General features: G+C 39.3%; 17 protein-coding genes. 9 read left to right on the top strand and 8 right to left on the bottom strand.

Annotation, left to right across the window (positions count from 1 at the left end; genetic code table 11):
• The first annotated feature begins 133 nt into the window (after positions 1-133).
• From spoVK to ACZ449_RS09565, 9 genes are all read left to right on the top strand, one after another.
• On the top strand, positions 134-1,105 hold the full coding sequence (spoVK, locus tag ACZ449_RS09605; protein WP_464260805.1) for a stage V sporulation protein K: 972 nt from the start codon (positions 134-136) through the stop codon (positions 1,103-1,105).
• The gene (locus ACZ449_RS09600) at positions 1,090-1,692 is read left to right on the top strand and encodes a GTPase (RefSeq protein WP_464260804.1); all 603 of its coding nucleotides are present in this window, start codon (positions 1,090-1,092) and stop codon (positions 1,690-1,692) included. The genes spoVK and ACZ449_RS09600 overlap by 16 nt, the downstream gene beginning before the upstream one ends.
• A complete protein-coding gene (locus ACZ449_RS09595; RefSeq protein ID WP_464260803.1) occupies positions 1,673-2,260 on the top strand; it encodes a hypothetical protein in 588 nt (195 codons plus the stop codon). The genes ACZ449_RS09600 and ACZ449_RS09595 overlap by 20 nt, the downstream gene beginning before the upstream one ends.
• On the top strand, positions 2,257-2,478 hold the full coding sequence (locus tag ACZ449_RS09590; RefSeq protein WP_464260802.1) for a hypothetical protein: 222 nt from the start codon (positions 2,257-2,259) through the stop codon (positions 2,476-2,478). Before ACZ449_RS09595 ends, ACZ449_RS09590 begins: the two co-directional genes overlap by 4 nt.
• Positions 2,479-2,530: 52 nt before the next feature.
• Complete coding sequence (gene hflX, locus ACZ449_RS09585) at positions 2,531-4,324, top strand: GTPase HflX (protein ID WP_464260801.1); 1,794 nt, start codon at positions 2,531-2,533, stop codon at positions 4,322-4,324.
• Between the two features lie 3 nt (positions 4,325-4,327).
• Positions 4,328-5,569 (top strand): methionine gamma-lyase family protein, encoded by a 1,242-nt coding sequence (locus ACZ449_RS09580; RefSeq protein WP_464260800.1) that lies wholly within the window; start codon positions 4,328-4,330, stop codon positions 5,567-5,569.
• A 116-nt stretch (positions 5,570-5,685) separates the two neighbouring features.
• Positions 5,686-7,443 carry a tetratricopeptide repeat protein gene (locus ACZ449_RS09575; RefSeq protein ID WP_464260799.1) on the top strand — a complete coding sequence of 586 codons (1,758 nt, stop codon included), beginning with the start codon at positions 5,686-5,688 and terminating at the stop codon, positions 7,441-7,443.
• Positions 7,444-7,468: 25 nt separating this feature from the next.
• Positions 7,469-8,293: a PRC-barrel domain-containing protein gene (locus ACZ449_RS09570; protein ID WP_464260798.1), complete on the top strand. Its 825-nt coding sequence runs from the start codon at positions 7,469-7,471 to the stop codon at positions 8,291-8,293.
• Positions 8,294-8,476: 183 nt separating this feature from the next.
• Positions 8,477-9,856 (top strand): VanW family protein, encoded by a 1,380-nt coding sequence (locus ACZ449_RS09565; protein ID WP_464260797.1) that lies wholly within the window; start codon positions 8,477-8,479, stop codon positions 9,854-9,856.
• 657 nt (positions 9,857-10,513) lie between these two features.
• On the opposite strand, the gene ACZ449_RS09560 is transcribed toward ACZ449_RS09565, so the two are convergent.
• From ACZ449_RS09560 to ACZ449_RS09525, 8 genes are all read right to left on the bottom strand, one after another.
• On the bottom strand, positions 10,514-11,527 hold the full coding sequence (locus ACZ449_RS09560) for a chymotrypsin family serine protease (RefSeq protein WP_464260796.1): 1,014 nt from the start codon (positions 11,525-11,527) through the stop codon (positions 10,514-10,516).
• A gap of 57 nt (positions 11,528-11,584) precedes the next feature.
• The gene (locus ACZ449_RS09555; protein WP_464260795.1) at positions 11,585-12,502 is read right to left on the bottom strand and encodes a patatin-like phospholipase family protein; all 918 of its coding nucleotides are present in this window, start codon (positions 12,500-12,502) and stop codon (positions 11,585-11,587) included.
• A gap of 108 nt (positions 12,503-12,610) precedes the next feature.
• Positions 12,611-13,327: an SAM-dependent methyltransferase gene (locus tag ACZ449_RS09550; protein WP_464260794.1), complete on the bottom strand. Its 717-nt coding sequence runs from the start codon at positions 13,325-13,327 to the stop codon at positions 12,611-12,613.
• Between the two features lie 388 nt (positions 13,328-13,715).
• Positions 13,716-14,288: a phosphate propanoyltransferase gene (gene pduL, locus ACZ449_RS09545; protein ID WP_464260793.1), complete on the bottom strand. Its 573-nt coding sequence runs from the start codon at positions 14,286-14,288 to the stop codon at positions 13,716-13,718.
• A gap of 39 nt (positions 14,289-14,327) precedes the next feature.
• A complete protein-coding gene (locus tag ACZ449_RS09540; RefSeq protein WP_464260792.1) occupies positions 14,328-14,675 on the bottom strand; it encodes an ASCH domain-containing protein in 348 nt (115 codons plus the stop codon).
• 19 nt (positions 14,676-14,694) lie between these two features.
• A complete protein-coding gene (locus ACZ449_RS09535; protein ID WP_464260791.1) occupies positions 14,695-15,858 on the bottom strand; it encodes an aminotransferase class I/II-fold pyridoxal phosphate-dependent enzyme in 1,164 nt (387 codons plus the stop codon).
• A 111-nt stretch (positions 15,859-15,969) separates the two neighbouring features.
• Positions 15,970-17,259 carry an amidohydrolase gene (locus tag ACZ449_RS09530; RefSeq protein ID WP_464260790.1) on the bottom strand — a complete coding sequence of 430 codons (1,290 nt, stop codon included), beginning with the start codon at positions 17,257-17,259 and terminating at the stop codon, positions 15,970-15,972.
• Positions 17,260-17,290: 31 nt separating this feature from the next.
• Positions 17,291-18,532: an adenosylhomocysteinase gene (locus ACZ449_RS09525; protein WP_464260789.1), complete on the bottom strand. Its 1,242-nt coding sequence runs from the start codon at positions 18,530-18,532 to the stop codon at positions 17,291-17,293.
• Positions 18,533-18,539: the final 7 nt, after the last annotated feature.

Raw genomic sequence — 18,539 nt, 5'->3', positions numbered from 1 at the left:
ATAAATTGAAGCTAAGCAGCAGGTGGGAATATTCCCACCTGCTGCTTAGTTAGTAACAGCACAAGAGTAATCACCAATTATGCACTGTTGGCGTATACTATATATCACAAAGCCTGCTGTGGGGGTGATAACTATGACTTATCAGTGGCCAGATGATATAATAACTGCTGTTGAATCCGGGCAAATATCTCCGCTCGACGCGTTTAAGAAATTACGTGAATTAGATAGTACTGCTTTTGCTAGCGATTATGCTAAAGATATTCAGTTTAATGTTGAGCAGCGTATTGAAAACATATTGCGCGAACTAGACAGCTTAATTGGCCTTAGTGAAGTAAAAAAGTTAGTACGCGAAATATATGCTTTTATCGAAATACAAAAACGTCGAGAAAAAGAACGATTAAATACTGAGCCGATGGTATTGCACATGATTTTTAAAGGTAATCCTGGTACTGGAAAAACCACGGTAGCCAGAATTATGGGCAAAGTATTTCGTGAAATGGGAGTATTGTCGCGGGGCCATCTTATCGAGGTAGAGCGGGCAGATTTAGTAGGTGAGTATATAGGTCACACAGCACAAAAGATGCGTGACCAATTAAAAAAAGCATATGGAGGCATATTGTTTATCGATGAAGCTTATTCATTGGCCAGAGGCGGTGAAAAAGATTTCGGTAAAGAGGCCATTGATTGTATGGTGAAATCCATGGAAGATCATAAAAATGAGTTTATCTTAATTTTGGCTGGATACCAAAAGGAAATGGAAATTTTTTTACAAACAAATCCCGGTTTGCATTCACGCTTTCCTATACATATTAACTTCCCGGATTATAATAAACAGGAATTACTACAAATTGCTGAGCAACTGTGTGTAAAGCGTCAATATCAGCTTACTAGCCAAGCCAAATTTGCATTGCTGAATTTGCTTAACCCCCCAGAAACTAATAGTGACGATAAATTTGGCAACGCCCGTACTGTACGGAATATTATTGAGAAAGCGATTCGGAGGCAAGCTGTTCGATTAATAAGCAAACCTTCTACCACCAGGGAAGAATTGATGGTTATTGAACCATGTGATTTAATGGGGGTGGGTATATGCGGGAATGTATGATAATCGGTCGGCCTAATTCAGGAAAAACCTTGTTTGCTCTTAATTTTGCTGGATATCTCGGAATAAGAAATATTGATGTAACTTTCCGAACTTATGAGGGGTTACTCAATTGTCGCCATTTTTCTCTTGACGAAGCCAAACGAGAATTATGTGGAAACTCGTTACATAAAACTCGGTCGTTGCAGTCCATGGTCTTAAACATGAAAGTTGGAAAAGCAACAGTGAATTTTAAGCTTACAGATACCTGTGGTGTCAGCGAACAAATTCACACTGATGAAAAAATCCGCAAAGGTATGGCTCAGACTATTGGTATGCTGCGTTCGGTTGACCTTATTTTACATGTAGTAGACTTAACGCTTATCCCTAACGATTTTAGTAGTCAATCCTCGATTGACTATGAATTTTATAACTATGGTATGATTTGCAAAGCCTATATCCTGCTTGGAAATAAATATGATTTAAGTTCTGCTAAAAGTAATCTCCCTCATCTAACAGCTGCTTTTCCTAAAACAAGCATAGTACCTATTTCGGCTTTATATAGTCAGGGATTTCGGGAGGTGAAAGCTTGTGTGGCCAGAAATATTTGATTTTTTTTCTACCACAATAGCAGTTGCCTGTTGTTCAGCTGCTATAAAACTAGCCGATGACTACCTAGATAAGGATTATGATGCTATCGCAGGGAAAGCTAATTGGGCTGATATTTTTGACAAAGGGACTATGCTTTATGCTATGTTTTTATTAGCCTTGTCGGCAGGCATCAACGCGTCCTTGGCATTGTCTTTGTTTTTGGGCAGTTATATTGTAGGAATGTTTAGTACTATGCATGATAAGTTTCCCAGTCGCTTAAATGGATTTCAAGAATCACTTGTTGCTTTTACTGTTGGCATAGTATTATTGGGTTGGAGCAAAATGCTATTTGCACTTAGCTTTGTATGTGCTATACAATTATTTGATGATTACATTGATGCCCACAGTGACTGTTTATCTGGACAACGTAATCTAGTGAATCGCTATGGTAAAATGGAATGTTTACTTGTAGGGTCAGTTTGTACGCTGGTAGCTTTTGGGCAGAATGAGCAGTTGTTTATTCCAACACTAGTCGGAACAGCTATCGTTTATTTATTGTCACTTGGCCTCAACAAGGTGCGACTATGATACTATATATCATAGTCGGCATATTAACTGCTTTTTTATTAGGGTACATTGTGGGGAAACATTATGGATGGGAAAAAGGTTATATTGAAGCAGAAGCCATAGTGCCATTAGAACTACGCCAACAGTCTTTAGAGAAAGGGAAATGCCTTATTTGTGCTGGAAGCTGGGGAAAAGAAAGAAATTATGAAAATTTTAGCAGGGATTTGGATACTTTATAACAAAAGTACAATAGTAAGTAAAATTAAGGCTACGGTTAGGAGTGTTTTATAATTGCCTGAAGTATATGGAGAAAAAAACGGTTTAAAAAAAGTAATCATCGAAAATTTAGAACAGTTATATGAATACACAGTTCCATTCGGTCAGACAATTACAAATGAATTAGCACAAGCTATGGCCGCTATTGCCGAACAATTAAACAAGGAAATTGCTGTATATATTAATAGACGGGGAAACGTTGTGCAAGTAGCTGTTGGTGATACTAAAACAGTACCCCTGCCAGAAACAGATGGAAGGCGTGCTTTAAATCGGCTAAGCGGTATTCGCTGTATCCATACTCATCCGGGAGGAGATAGTCAATTAAGCAGTGTCGATTTGGCCTCACTTAAAAAAATGCGATTTGATATAATGACCGCATTAGCTATTAGAGAAGGTATTCTTGAATTTAGTCTTGGCTTCATTTCAGGACATAGTCCTGATAGTTATGAGGTACAGACAGTGGGGCCCTTGTCGTTACCAGAGTTTGTACAGATCGATTTAAACTATCTCACTAACCAAATTGAACATTTGTTGTTGAGTAAAGATGTTAGCTCAACAATAGTGCAAACAGAAAAGGCCCTATTAGTGGGGATTGAGCGGCAAGGCGAATGGGATGTTAGTGATTCGCTTAATGAGCTTGCACAATTGGCTCAGACGGCAGGTGCTGAAGTTGCAGGTTCAGTTTGGCAGAAGCGTAGTCGTGCTGATGCTGCTTTATATATTGGCCGCGGCAAGGTGCAGGAGATCAGCCTTATCCGCCAAGAGCTGGGTGTCAATATTATTATTTTTGACGATGAACTTTCACCAGCCCAACAACGTAATTTAGAACAAATACTTGGTGTTAAAGTGATTGACCGATCAGCCTTAATATTAGATATATTTGCTCAGCGTGCACGATCTCATGAAGGTAAATTACAGGTTGAACTGGCTCAATTAAAATATAATCTACCACGTCTAGGCGGCCAAGGGTTGGTACTCTCACGCTTAGGTGGTGGTATTGGTACCAGAGGACCGGGAGAAACGAAACTTGAAGTTGATCGGCGACGGATAAGAGCAAGAATTAGTGATATTGAAAGAGAAATTGAAAACCTGAAAACCCATCGATCTTTGCATCGTGAGCGACGTCAGGCTTCTAAGATTCCAACAATAGCATTGGTGGGCTATACCAATGCCGGAAAATCAAGCTTACTTAATAAACTTACCGATTCCGAAGTGTTAGCAGAGGACAAGCTGTTTGCTACATTAGATCCAACAACAAGGCGCGCTAAATTACCAAGTGGGCAAGAGATATTGCTGACAGATACTGTCGGATTCATTCAAAAACTACCCCATCAATTGATAGCAGCATTTCGTGGTACGCTTGAAGAGGTAGTTCAAGCTGATTTGCTGCTTCATGTTATTGATGCTAGTCATCCGCAGTTTGAAAAACAAAGTATTGCTGTATACCAAGTGCTTAAAGAACTTGGAGCTGATAGTAAACCGGTAATCACTGTCTTTAATAAAATAGATAAAATCGACAGTGAATATGTAACTGAACGTATGCTCAGGCAAGCCGACAGTATAGCTATATCGGCTATTGCGGGAACCCATGTTGATAAGTTGCTTGCTATGGTCGAAGGCAGTATTAAGGCAACTAGTGTTGACGTAAACTTAATTATACCCTACGATGATAGTGGTTTTATGGCGAAATTATATGCCGTTGCGACTGTAAATTCAGTGCAATACCAGGCAAAAGGCATTTATGTTTCTGCTTCTTTGTCACCAGAGTATTTGGAACGGTATAAGAAATATGTAGTAGGAGATGCGTAACGAATGAATTTATTTTCAGATCAAATTATGGCGTTAAAAGCAAAAGCAATGGAACAGGCACAGCCGTTATTTGCGCAAATTGATGAGATATCAGAAACTAACACGGCCAAGGTACTTGCGGCTTTTCGCAACCATCAAATTTCTGAGTATCTTTTTCGTACAACAACCGGCTATGGCTATGGTGATAATGGACGTGATCGTCTTGAAGCTGTATGGGCAGAATTATGCGGCGCTGAAAAGGCTTTGGTGCGTACTCAATTTGTATCAGGGACACATGCATTAGCCTGTGTCTTATTTGGCCTGTTGCGTCCTGGGGACGAGTTATTGTCCATTACAGGTGCGCCGTATGACACTATGCAGACAGTCATCGGACAGGCCGTTCATACCCCCGGCTCACTGATTGAGTGTGGCATTAGCTATCAAGAACTGCCGATGAATCAGGCGGGAATAGATCTTGAGGCAATTGCTGGACATCTTAAAAATAATACTAAAATGGTGCTGATACAACGTTCACGCGGTTATAGTTTGCGAAAACCATTATCCACTAGTGAAATTAGTGCCGCTTGTGCTGAAATAAAGCGCCATAAGCCAGACTGCATCTGCTTTGTGGATAACTGTTATGGTGAATTTGTAGATACCATTGAACCAACTGCGGTAGGTGCTGATATAATGGCAGGCTCTCTAATTAAAAACCCTGGTGGTGGATTAGCACCATCAGGAGGGTATATTGCAGGCAAAGCAGAATTAGTAGATATGGCTTCCTATCGTTTAACAGCACCCGGCTTGGGTGGACATTTAGGGGCTAGCCTTGCCGACAGCCGATTACTATATCAAGGTTTGTTTTTAGCACCCCATGTTGTGGCTCAGTCGTTAAAAGGAGCGATATTTGCTGCCATATTGTTTGATTTGTTAGGCTATAGAACATTACCTCGCTTTAATGAACTACGAAGTGATATTATCCAAGCTATAGAACTTGGGTCACCAGAGAAGATGATTGCATTTTGCCAAGGACTACAACAATATTCTCCTGTGGATGCGCATGTACGGCCGATACCCGGAGATATGCCAGGATATGCGGATCAGGTAATTATGGCCGGGGGGACGTTTATTCAAGGTTCATCAATTGAACTTAGTGCAGACGGCCCGCTGCGTCCACCTTATATCATTTATCTCCAAGGCGGATTGACCTTTGAACATGCTGCACTTGGTATCTTAGGCGCAGCAAATGCTATTATCAATATATAATTTAGACATTTCTTAAATAGAACGAATTCTGTAACAGGAAAAAGGAGAGAAGCGTCGAATAGAGCAAAAGTGTGACTTATTATGGCTTGAAAAATATATTTTTTTGGTGGTTTAACGTGGAATATATAATTGCTAGTTTGGTTGCTATTTTTATTGCAACATTGATTGTATACAAGGTAGCAAACAACCTATTTGGGCTTGGCTTACGATTAAAGCCGCTCTTGTTATGTGCAGTATGCGCCATGTTTATCAGCCTGGTTTTACCAAAAATTGTTGTGGGATTTGCCGGATTACCTGGCACTTTAGCTGTATTGGCAATTTTTGCAGTTGTATTTGCGTATTTTGTTGCTAGATGTGATGATGAACCTTTTCAGCAGCAAAAAACTGACGGTGAAGCAGAAAGTGCGTGTTGTCTTACTGCGGAGCCGGTAATCCAACCTGAGATGTCAGAACAGATGACGACGACTCAAGAAAATGAACCTATTCATTCTTTGGAAACGCCAGTAGTTGAAACAGTACTAACTGAAGAAGTTACTGTTGCTAAACCTGAATTCGAACAATCTGTTCAACTAGAGGATTCTAGTGTTGTAGAAGAACTATCTGCTGATATGAAGGAGTTAGAAGAATTCAGTCAAATACCTGCTGAAGTATCGCAACAAATGCCTGATGAGACAGATGGTGAAGATGTACTAATGCAGGAACCGTTAGAGCAGTCCTTTGTCCAGGAGGCTGATGAGTCAGATGCTCTTGCTGTTTCGCCGGTCTTCGAAGCTGAATTTTTAGAGGAAATAATTACTTCTTCTGAAGAACCTATATTAGAACAACAACTCACAGATAGTCAAAATGACGTCGACGATAATCAAGTGTCAACAGAGGAATTTATAGAAAATGCTGTTGCTGAACCTGAATTCGAACAGTCTGCCCAACCAGAGGATACTAGTGTTGTAGAAGAATTATCTGGTGAAATGAAGGAGTTAGAAGAATTCAATCAAATATCTGCCGAAGTATCGCAACAACTACCTGATGAGACAGATGGTGAAAATGTACTAATGCAGGAACCGTCAGAGCAATCCTTCGTGCAGGAAGCTGATGAGTCAGATGCTCTTGTTGTTTCGCCAGTTATCGACGCTGGTTTAAAGGAAATAATTACTTCTTCTGAAGACTCTTTACAAGAGCACCAACTCGCAAATAGTCAAATAACAACAGAGGAATTTACAGAAAGTGCTGTTGCTGAACCTGAATTCGAACAGTCTGTCAAACTAGAGGATGTTAGTGTTATAGAAGAATTATCTGGTGAAATGAAGGAGTTCGAAGAATTCAGTCAAACACCTGCCGAAGTATCGCAGCAAATGCCTGATGAGACAGATGGTGAAGATGTACTAATGCAGGAACCGTCAGAGCAGTCCTTTGCGCAGGAGGCTGATGATTTAATTATGGAAGGCACTAAATCAACCGTAGAACGTGTGCAGTTTGTATCTGAGCAATTAGATGATTTGATAGATTTTGCTTTCCTGAGTAAAGAAAGTCAAGACTATGACACTGCACTTAATGCTTTTAAAAAAGCATTAACATTGTATCCGGCTAGCGAGGCAGCTCCATTTATGATGGTTGAAATTGGTAACATTTTAAAAAATAAAGGCAACTATGATGAAGCCATCAAAGTATTTTCTGAAGGTCGTAACTTATCCCAAACCAAGCAAGACGAAATGATGGAACAGGAATTTATTAGCACGATTGCCTATTTGCGTATTACCAAAAATATGTTACTACAAAATCGTCTTGGAAGCATTCCGTTTTCAGCAATTCCGCCGCAAGTAATAGAACAAATCAATGAAGAATTTCGCGAGTGGCGTAGTGTAGGTAAATCTAATTAATAAAGAGATATATGGAGGTCATAATATGAAAAAAAGTGTGGAAATTATTGGATTACCAATAATTAGTATTACCGAAGGCAAGGAGCTAGGTAATGTTAAAGAGCTTCTTATTAATTATTCTAATGGCACAATAGCTGCCTTGGTTATTGATGATGGTAAATGGTATTTAGGTGCTAAGCTGTTACCATTTGCTACAATATCTGGTCTTGGCGAGTCTGCAGTAACTATCAATAATAGTAGTGATATTACAACTATTACTAACCAACCTGAATTCGAGAAACTACTTGAAGCTGATATTAAAATTATTGGTACTAAAGTTCTTACTAAAGGTGGTAAAATTCAGGGCAAGATTAATGAATTTAGCATTGATATCTCAGGTAAAATCACTACTTGTGAAATGGAAAAAGCAGATGGTGAAGTTATCGAACTCCCGTCACAAAATATTGTTACATTTGGTAAAGCGGTATTAATTGTCGCTGATAGTGATGAAGTAAGTACTATTTCAACAACCAACAGTCCTGAGGTTATTGAACCTGCTCCTATTCAGCCTGAACCAGTAGTTGAACCTATTATTACTGTTGAAGTAGATATTCCGGCTCTACAGACAGAAACTGCCGCCCCAATAACTGTCGAAATTCCCGCAGAAAAAGAGCAACCGCCAGTTGATGATTCAGCAAAGAAATTTGATGACAAACATCGTAAGTTCTTACTTGGAAAAAAAGCTGCTAGACGTATTGAGACTGATAATGGCATGTTAATTGTTGACCAAGGTGACGAAATTACCGAAGAAGTTTTACAAAAAGCAAAACTTGCCGGCAAATTTGTTGAACTGTCAATGAACATTCAATAATATCAATATCTAAAATATCTAAAATTCCCCCGCATTTTAGCGGGGGTTTGTTAGTCTACCAGAATTTATAACGCAATTCTGTTGACATAAGAACGACTAAGGCTTCTGCCGGCGTCCTGAGGGACTTGGCACAAGCCAAGTCTTTTCTTAACATATGAACAAGGAAAGGATTGATTGTGCTTTGTGCAGAAAGTAACATCTAAACATACAAACATACTATTGTTTTTAATTATTATAATGCTATTTAGTTCAATAAGTATGATTGCAGCTAATACAGCTTTTTTAGTCAAAAATGAAATTTACCATGGAGTCACTGTTGGCAATATTCATGTTGGTGGCTTATCAATACTACAAGCGCAGCAAAAGATTGCGACTACATTTAAAGAACAAACTGCAAAAGCACCAGTGATTACAGTAGTATATCAAGGCCAAAAATGGACAATTTCTGCACAAGACATTGATCTGAGTATTCAAACAAATCAATTGGCCCAACAAGCATACGATGTTGGACGAACTGGAAATATTATTTATCGTTTAAAGGAAAGATATCTAGCGGTAAACCAAGGACATAGATTGCCATTAACTGTCCAATATAATCAAGATAAAATTCATGGTATTTTATCTAATATTGCGGATAGCATTGACCAAGAACCCCAGAATGCCAGATTGAAATTTATCAAAAATTTTAAGGTTGAGATAGTTCCTGAGATAATAGGGCATAAGGTTGATTTACCAAAAGCATTGGCAATTACTTTTGATAATCTTAATACTACTATTCCTTTTACGTTTACTATACCTGTCAATGACTTTACACCATCAATATCAGCTCATGATCTTACAAGCATTGATGGTGTAATTGCGTCCTATATTACGTATTTTGATCCTGAAGACCAAAACCGCGTGCAAAATGTGATAGTAGCAGCTAGAAGTGTTAATGGTATACTTGTTAGAACAGGCGAAATTTTTTCTTTTAATAATGTTGTAGGCTTACGTCTACCCCAATTCGGCTATAAAAAAGCGCCTGGCTACATTGATGGAGTTTTAGTTCCTGATTGGGGTGGGGGAGTATGCCAGGTTAGCAGTACCCTGTATAATGCCGTTTTATTAGCAGACTTGAGCATTGAGGAACGAACAGCTCATTTTTATCCACCTGGCTATGTACCTTTAGGACAGGATGCGACAGTTGCTGATAATCAGCTGGATTTTAAGTTTAAAAACACGCTGCCCCATAATATTTATATTACTAGTGAAGTATTTGGCAATCGCTTGATTGTAAATATTTGGGGTACTCAAGTAGGAAATCTGCCCGAAATTTATGTAACCTCTGCAGATAAAAGGGTACTAGCACCTAACACCATCATCAAGCAAGATCAACAGCTAGAGTTAGGAAAAGAAATTGTAGAAGATGAAGGGCAAATAGGTTTTCAGGTATCTACCTATCGTATTAAAAAAATTGACGGGAAGATTATTCAAGAGGAATTATTATCATCTGATGAGTTTAAACCAGTTGACCGATTAATACGCGTTGGAACTAAGATTCCAACACAGCAATCTAAGAAATAGCACTAATTATTAATTGAAATTTAATATTTATAGCAGATAATAAAAAAGCGGCTCACGTAAGCTGCTTTTTATTATCTGCTTATTTTCTTATTGAAGCTGACGAAATACCCCTTAAAATTGGGTAGAACGCAATTTCAGAAAAAGCTTGACTTAATATAAAATGAATACTAAATGACGCATTATCATCCCAGCTTAAACAATAGATATCGCACAACATGAATATTCAATTATAAAGTCCAGGTTAGAGAATATTTTGGTTTTCGTGAACCGGTATCAGAAGACATGAATAGTTCGTTCTTTGTTATTAAATTTTATGTCCGATAATATCTATTATGTTAAGTTAACGAGAGGGGCCACAAAAATCGTGTGTATTTGAAGACGCAAACGCTACAGAAACTTGTCATTAACTTTTATTTTTAATTATCATTTACCGATACCGAATTTTTTAGCCAATATAATATATACTTAAACCTAAGCCAACAAAAATAATTATTAAATTAAGTATAAGAATTAATCCTATTGGCTTACCTAGTGTAGTCCAGCCAACAAGCATATAAATTAAGTAATTGTATGTCAAACGTAAAAAAACTGTCATGATAATTGCAAATTACAAAACACAATCATCACGCCAGTTAATCCTTCTCTCTTTATTCGGCCTTAAAAGCTAACATCAAGTTTATCCAAAACATAGTCGATTTTATTGAATATAGTAGCTTGTTCTGAGCCGGCAAATAATAGCCCGACAGCATAGTTATCATTGGTTAGAACCAATGAACCGCTGTCGCCCGGCATACTCATAGGACCGGCTAATATTTGGTCAGTAAATATACCATAATTTTGACTATGCATACTAATTTTGATGGTTATATTTGTTGCCAATACTTGGTTAGAGGTAATCCCTGTGGTCCGTCCGCTTTTTTTTATCGGCAAGCCTAATGCTGCTTCTTTTACGCCAGCTACTACGCCAATTTCTAATATTTCAGCACTAATATCTTCTGGATTTACTGGCTTTGCTACTGCACAGTCTACAAGATTAAACTTTTCGCTTTCCCGCAATACCTGTACTTGATATTTGGGCTGAAAAATGCGAATGCACTTGTTAAGCAACATTTCAAAGGTCTGGGCAATTTTACATCGTGAAGAACCCCTTTCACTATAAAGTGGCACAAATCTCACTAGATGAGCAAGTGTACTATTCTCTAAGTTCCCTCCATCATATAGCCCTGGTTGAATAATAGGATCGCCAATCTGGGCACGAGCGTCATTTCCATTAGTTATATTTGCTAATACGTGATTGTTAGATAATAGCAAGAGTTCTCCGGTGCTTTTATCTTTAACAACTGCGCCAAAGGTTCCCGCTGAAATCTTATAATGTCCAAGACTCATTCCCGGTTGAGCCGGGCGATTAAAGGTCACTCTGTCCTGTAGCAGTGTAATCTCTCCTACTTCGATTATATCGGTTGCGATACTGTCCATTGTTTTAGGCACTATCGTGTTACGTTGTAGGTCTGATATACAATATTTTTTTTTGACAAGTATTGTTAACACTTTTTTGCCAGTATTTTCACCGCGAACATATTTGTGACCTTGACCTACCCCCACTATATTATTGTTAAGGTTATCTATTTTTAATAGCTCACGAAAAATACTTGGTATATCCACTTTACTCATGGACCTTCTCTCCTCCCTTATGCTGTTTAGGACAAATGAACAGGATAAATAAGCACCTTATAGTAATTGTTTAATTTCACTAATTTTTTCAACGGCGGCTTGATAACCGCGGCTTATAAATTCATTGGCCTGTTGAAAATCTTTATGATTTAAATCAGCTACTTGCGGTCTAATGATGATATCTGCGTACTGTTCGGATTTCATTAAAGTGACTTCTCTGCCCATAATCTCTATACATTGCATCAGTATTTCACCAACAGAGTCAATTTCATAGTTGGGTTGACCAGTATAACCTAAGTCAACTGCGATAATTTTTTCAGCACCCATATGTTTTAAAATGTCGGTAGGCAAATTATTTTTGACTGCACCATCCACTAATGTCATTCCACGATACTTTTTCGGGAAAAACACTCCGGGTATAGAGATACTGGCTCTAACAGCCTCATAAAGCAGAGCATTATGGTAATAGCGGGCGTTAAGGATACTACGCGTGCGAGGCACCGGCGATGTGAAAAATACAGTATCTGCCGAATTTAAGTCAACAGCAGTTATCGCTACTGGAATTTTAGTATCGCGAACAGTTCGTTGTTGCCATAATTTTACCAGGACAGCCTCAATCTTTTCCCCTTTAAGTAGTCCTGTTGGGATTACTGACCAAAAGCGAAATTTACCACTTAGCATCCATTTAAATCCATGTTTAAATAAATCTGAAGTAGTTACCTTTAAGTCTATTAAATCCGGAATATGGATACTTTGAATGATAGCTTGCATTTGCTGTGGTGAATAACCGCAAGCATACATGGTTGCTACTATTGCTCCGGCGCTAGTTCCTGAGATATAGTCAATTGGTATATTATGATCAGTGAAGGCTTTGAGCACGCCAATATGTGATGTTCCCTTTAGGCCGCCACCACTTAAGGCAATTCCTAGTTTAGGATGAGAGCCACGCGAACGATTGTTAATGGTAACAAGCATTATCATTCACCTCGCCATTCCTCTTTCGTATTATGTTATGAAAGAACAGCGAGCTATGATATAATTTAGCACAAAAAAAATCAGAGGCTTGGCAAGTCTCTGATTGAATTAGTTATTTTTTTTTGCGAGAATGATCATACGCGGAGTTTCAGAACTATATAGTCGTCCATCAAAACCACCATATGTTGCTATAATAGAAAGACCGCTGTTACTAAATATGTTAGACATTTCCGGGAGTGAGTAGGCTCTTAAAACAAATTCATACTGAGTTTTAATGCCGGTAACCTGATTAATTAATTGACGTTTCATGGTAGCAATACCATTTTCGAGCTCCACTTTATAGGAAAGTACGCATTCACCGCTAGGATGCCGCCAATAGCGGTTTAAGTTGTTACGAACCATCCAATCTCTATTTAATAAATCAATGAGAAATAGACCATTTGGTTGTAAGGCTTTAGCAACTAATTTTATTATGTTAGCGTTTTCATCATCAGTAAAATAACCAAATGCCGCAAACATATTAATAACGGCAGCAAATTGTTCGCTATAATCAAGTTCCCGCATATCTTTTTTTGTAAAGGTAATACTGACATTTGCTTTTTGAGCCTTTTGAACGGCGATATCTAAAAAATCCTGGGTTCCATCTACGCCAGTTATATTAAATCCCTGTTTAGCAAGTTCTATCGCATGTCGACCATAACCACAATATAAATCTAAGATAGCTTCTCCGGGGCTTAGGTTTAAAACTTGGGTAATAAACCGCACCTCCTGGTCTGTGCCAGCCAAGGAGTACGTTTTGTAATCACCTACTGTTTCATGAGTCACGTTTGACACCACCAGTACATACTTTTCATTTATAAATATTGCTGTTTTATTTAAACATAAGAGTTAGTAATTCTGCTGTATAAACACCTACTGTTTCCAGTGGAGCATATGATGCAGCAATAGCCTTCCTTATTCGTTCCGTAATTATGTGGGCTTTCGCTTTGTAGTTCCTGGAATATAACGTGGTTCAAGATTTATATCAGGAATATAGACAAGCTTTCGCTGTAATGCAGCATAACCGATAATTAATAAAATTCGCGATTTGTGGCCAAAATCCTTCCCAACTTTCTAGACTGAAAAATATTGTATCCAGCAGCAACACACTATATAAAAAAATCCCCCCCCATATCGTATCACAAGACACGACATGGGGGGGGATTCCATTTTTCTATTTTAGAAGTTCTACTGTATTGCCAGTACTAACTTTTGCTGCATTACCTTCATCGGTGTCAAGGTGGCACTCAAGTTTATAACTATCGCTTACTCTAGCTAAAACATTGTCAAATATGAGACCCCGTTCACCACCAAAGGCAACTTTTACGATATCTTTATCTTTTAAGCCTAGTTCGGCAGCATCAGCAATAGTCATATGAATATGACGACATGCTGCAACAACGCCTTCTTCTATTTTTACTTCACCTTTAGGACCAACAATGGTAAGTCCAGGTGTACCTTTTAAGTCGCCGGAATCACGAACAGGAGGCTTAATACCAAGTTTTAAAGAATCAGTAAGGGAAATCTCTACTTGCGTTTGTTTGCGCTCAGGTCCAAGAATACGAACTTTTTTGAAAGAACCTTTTTCGGTAACCAAATCAACCTGTTCTTCACAAGCAAATTGACCCGGCTGTGACAAATCTTTTTTTACAGTAAGCTGATATCCTTTACCAAACAGGATCTCAAGATGTTCACGGGTTACATGCACGTGACGAGCTGAAATACCTACGGGAATTGCTTTAGACATAAAAAAATGCACTCCTTTTAATAATATATATTCTTCCTGCTATTCGATGATTTCAGAAAAATACACTACAGTAACAAGATCACTGCAGGTTAAGGTCTTATCGTAAATAGATTGCAAAAAGACCATTAAATCATCGATGCTGGTAAGATCCGAATTTTCACCTTGTAAATCATCTATGGTTAATTGCGCTATAGGCTTAACTAAAACACGGTCAATAGCCGCTGTAAATATTCTTTTCTTTTGGGAAAAGCGCTTGCCAACAGTTACCCATACAATATCGCCTTCCGTATACTTATTAGTTTTGTCACCAAGCCGTATAGTGCAAATTTTACGGCGACAAACCAATTGACTGTGATAATTAGATGAATAAAAATTCAATGCTTTCATCCCAAAATCCTCCTATTCGCTACAAACTTAGCCATTTATTTATTCGAACTACAGCTTCTTTTAGGCGACTCTCAGACTGAACCAATGCTATGCGTACATAACCTTCGCCGCAGGTTCCAAAGGCACTGCCCGGGATAACCGCAACTCCCGTATGTTGTAGTAATGATACGGTAAACTCAAACGATGATTGCTTAGTCGGTACAGGAGCCCAAACATACATCGAAGCTTTGGGACGATCTACCTTCCAACCAAGTTCATTAAAACCGTCAACAATAATATCGCGACGTTTTTGATAGGTAGCAGCTGTTTTTATAACGCAATCCTGCGGACCAGTAAGCGCGGCTATGGCGGCCTGCTGAATTGGATAGAAAATTCCGTAGTCAAAATTGGATTTCAGACGACCTAAGAGTGAGATTACGTTGGCATTACCTACAACATAGCCAATCCTACATCCTGCCATATTATAGGTCTTTGACAGAGAATTAAACTCTATACCGATATCTTTAGCCCCAGGGATTGATAGAAAACTATCAGGTTGGTAGCCGTCAAATACCAAATCACTGTAAGCAAAATCGTAGCAAACCAGAATGTTATAGCGCTTAGCAAAAGCAACAACTTCTTCTAAAAAGCTACGTGGCGCTGTAGCAGCTAGCGGATTATTAGGATAATTTAAAATCATAATTTTTGCTCGTTTTAGAACAGCTTCATCTATTGCTGTCAAGTCAGGCAAATAGTTATTGGCAGCGGTAAGCGGCATATGGTAGAGTTCAGCACCAGCGACAAGCGGTCCAGCGCTAAATATAGGATAGCCGGGATCAGGTATAAGCACAATATCTCCAGGATTAACAAGACACAAAGCGATATGCGCTAATCCTTCCTGTGATCCAATGAGCGAATGAATTTCAGTTTCCGGATCTAGTTCAACGCCAAATTTACTATACCAATTGGAAATGGCGTCTAAGAGCTCGGGAACTCCTTTCGATAATGTGTAACCGTAATTAAAACAGCAATCGGTAGAATTCTTTAATGCTTCCACAATATGTGGTGCAGGTGCCATATCCGGACTACCGATACTTAAAGTAATAACATCTTTGCCTGCAGCAACTTCGGCTTTACGCAGATCATCTACTTGCGTAAAAATAGCAGAAGTTAGCGCTTGCATGCGGTTAGCTTGCTCAAACATGGTTGCCGCCCCTCCATTTAGCTACAGATAATAGGTGTAATCTAATACTAGTATTGTATTAATTCAATATTAGAAAAGCAAATCCTGTTGAGTAACAGAAAAAAACAAATTTTATTTAGTTATTGATGGATTAACTAAACGCATACCGCGGCGATCCACCTCAGCTATCAGACGTTCCTGGTCGATAGTGGTAAGTTGGCGATTATCAAGCAATATTTTACCGTCAACAATTACAGTGTGAACATCGCGGGCGCTCGCGGCATAAGTCAAAAGCGAAAGGCGATCATGGCGCGGATGCCAATGAGGTTCCTGCATATCAAAGATCGTTATATCTGCTTTGTGAGCACCTTGAATTTTTCCAGTAATATTGCCTAATCCTAGTGCCTCAGCCCCTTTGGCAGTTACCATGTCTACGGCTGTTTTGGCAGGGATAGCCACTGGGTCTAACCGATGAACTTTATGGAGCATTGCTGCCAGACGCAATTCTTCAACCATATCAAGATTGTTATTACTGGCTGCACCATCAGTTCCTAAGCCGACACAAATTCCAGCTTGGAGCATATCAGGAACAGGTGCCACCCCACTGGCTAATTTCATATTGCTGCCTGGATTGTGGGCCACTCTTACGTTTTTATTCTTCATAATGGCAATATCCTCAGGCGATACATGCACACAGTGAGCAGCTAATACTCCATGGTCAAAAACACCTAACTCCTGCATAAGAGCAATCGGCGATTTACCATATTGCTTTTGGCAATCAACCACTTCTCCAGCTGTTTCTGATAGATGGATATGGATTTGAGCTCCCAGTTTAGCCGCCAAATCGGTTACTTTGTTCAAGTATTCGGGCGGGCAAGTGTACGGTGCATGTGGCCCCAGCATAACGGTAATGCGACCGTCAGCCGCATTATGCCATTCTTTATAGAAGTTTTCACTTTCAGCCAATGCTTGATTGGCTGTAGGGGCCACTCCGGCCATCCCTCTGGCTAATACTGCACGAATACCGCTTTCGGTTACTGCCTTGGCGACATCAGGCATAAAAAAGTACATATCTGCAAAGCAAGTAGTACCAGATTTAATCATTTCAGCTATGGCTAACATTGTTCCCCAATAGACATCATCTGCTGTTAGGTTTTCTTCAGCTGGCCAAATCTTTGTTTGAAGCCAGTCCATGAGCATCATATCGTCAGCATAGCTTCTAAACAAAGTCATTGCTGCATGAGTATGGGTATTAACAAAACCAGGAACGATTAATTTGTTTTGGCAGTTAATTATTCTGTCAGCTTGAGGAGTGACAGAGCCAATTTGAGTAATAAGCGAACCGCTGATGGCAATATCCAATTGGCGTACTTGCCCATCCGGGCAGAGGACGTCACCGTCTTTAAGCAGTAAACTCGTCATTTGTATGCCCCCCTATACATGTCGGTCGGAATTAGGCTTTATGCAAATAGTCTTCCTGTTCAGAGCTAAGCCGATCAATGCTAAAGCCCATCGCCTTCAATTTAAGTGCGGCAACACGATTATCCATTTCTGTTGTCACTGTGTATACCTTATTATCTAATTTTGCATGATTTTCGGCAATATGCAGCACAGCTAGTGTCTGCATAGCAAAAGATAAATCCATAATTTCTGTCGGATGACCATCGCCAGCAGCCAGATTGACTAGACGACCCTCAGCCAAAAGATATAGTTTCCGTCCATCTGCCATAGCAAATTCTTCAATATTTTTACGTACTGTTTTACGGCTTTGGGCTAAGTCCATCAAGTGCTCTTTATTAATTTCAACATCAAAGTGACCAGCATTCGCCATAATCGCACCTGGTTTCATGACTTCCATATGCTCACGACGAATAACATCCTTGCAGCCTGTTAGGGTAACAAAGATATCGCCCTGTGAGGCAGCTTCCTGCATAGGCAGCACTCTAAAACCGTCAAATACAGCTTCAATAGCTTTAATCGGATTAATTTCGGTAATAATAACGTTGGCCCCCAGACCTTTCGCCCGCATAGCCACGCCTTTACCACACCAGCCATAGCCAGCAACAACTACAGTCTTGCCTGTCACAGTAAGGTTTGTTGTGCGCATGATACCATCCCACGTGGATTGACCGGTACCATAGCGGTTGTCAAATAAGTATTTGCAATAGGCGTCATTTACCGCAATCATCGGGAATTTTAGGCGGCCTGTATCAGCTAATGCCCGCAATCTGAGTACACCAGTTGTTGTCTCCTCAGAACCTCCTAAAATATTTCCCAGCATATCACTACGTTCGCCATGAAGTAATGACACCAAATCACCGCCATCATCAACAATGATATCAGGTTTAGTATCAAGGGCTTTATGTAAAAATGTTTCATATTCTGCGGCTGTAGTATTATACCAAGCAAAAACCTTGACACCTTGTGAAGCCAAAGCTGCTGCGACATCGTCTTGCGTAGAAAGCGGGTTACTGCCAGTTACAACCACATTAGCCCCAGCATTTTTGAGTACAAGTGCCAGATAGGCTGTTTTAGCTTCCAGGTGCATAGTAATTACTAAATTTTTGCCAGCTAGTGGCTTTGTCTGAGATAGTTCGTCATTTAGGACATTAAGAACAGGCATAAATTCTTTAACCCAATTAATTTTATCCATACCTTGCGGGGCTAATTTAATATCTCGAATCATTGATTCCATAATGAAA

Source organism: Desulfosporomusa polytropa, from assembly GCF_055380075.1.
This window is presented reverse-complemented; position numbering and strand designations above follow the sequence as displayed.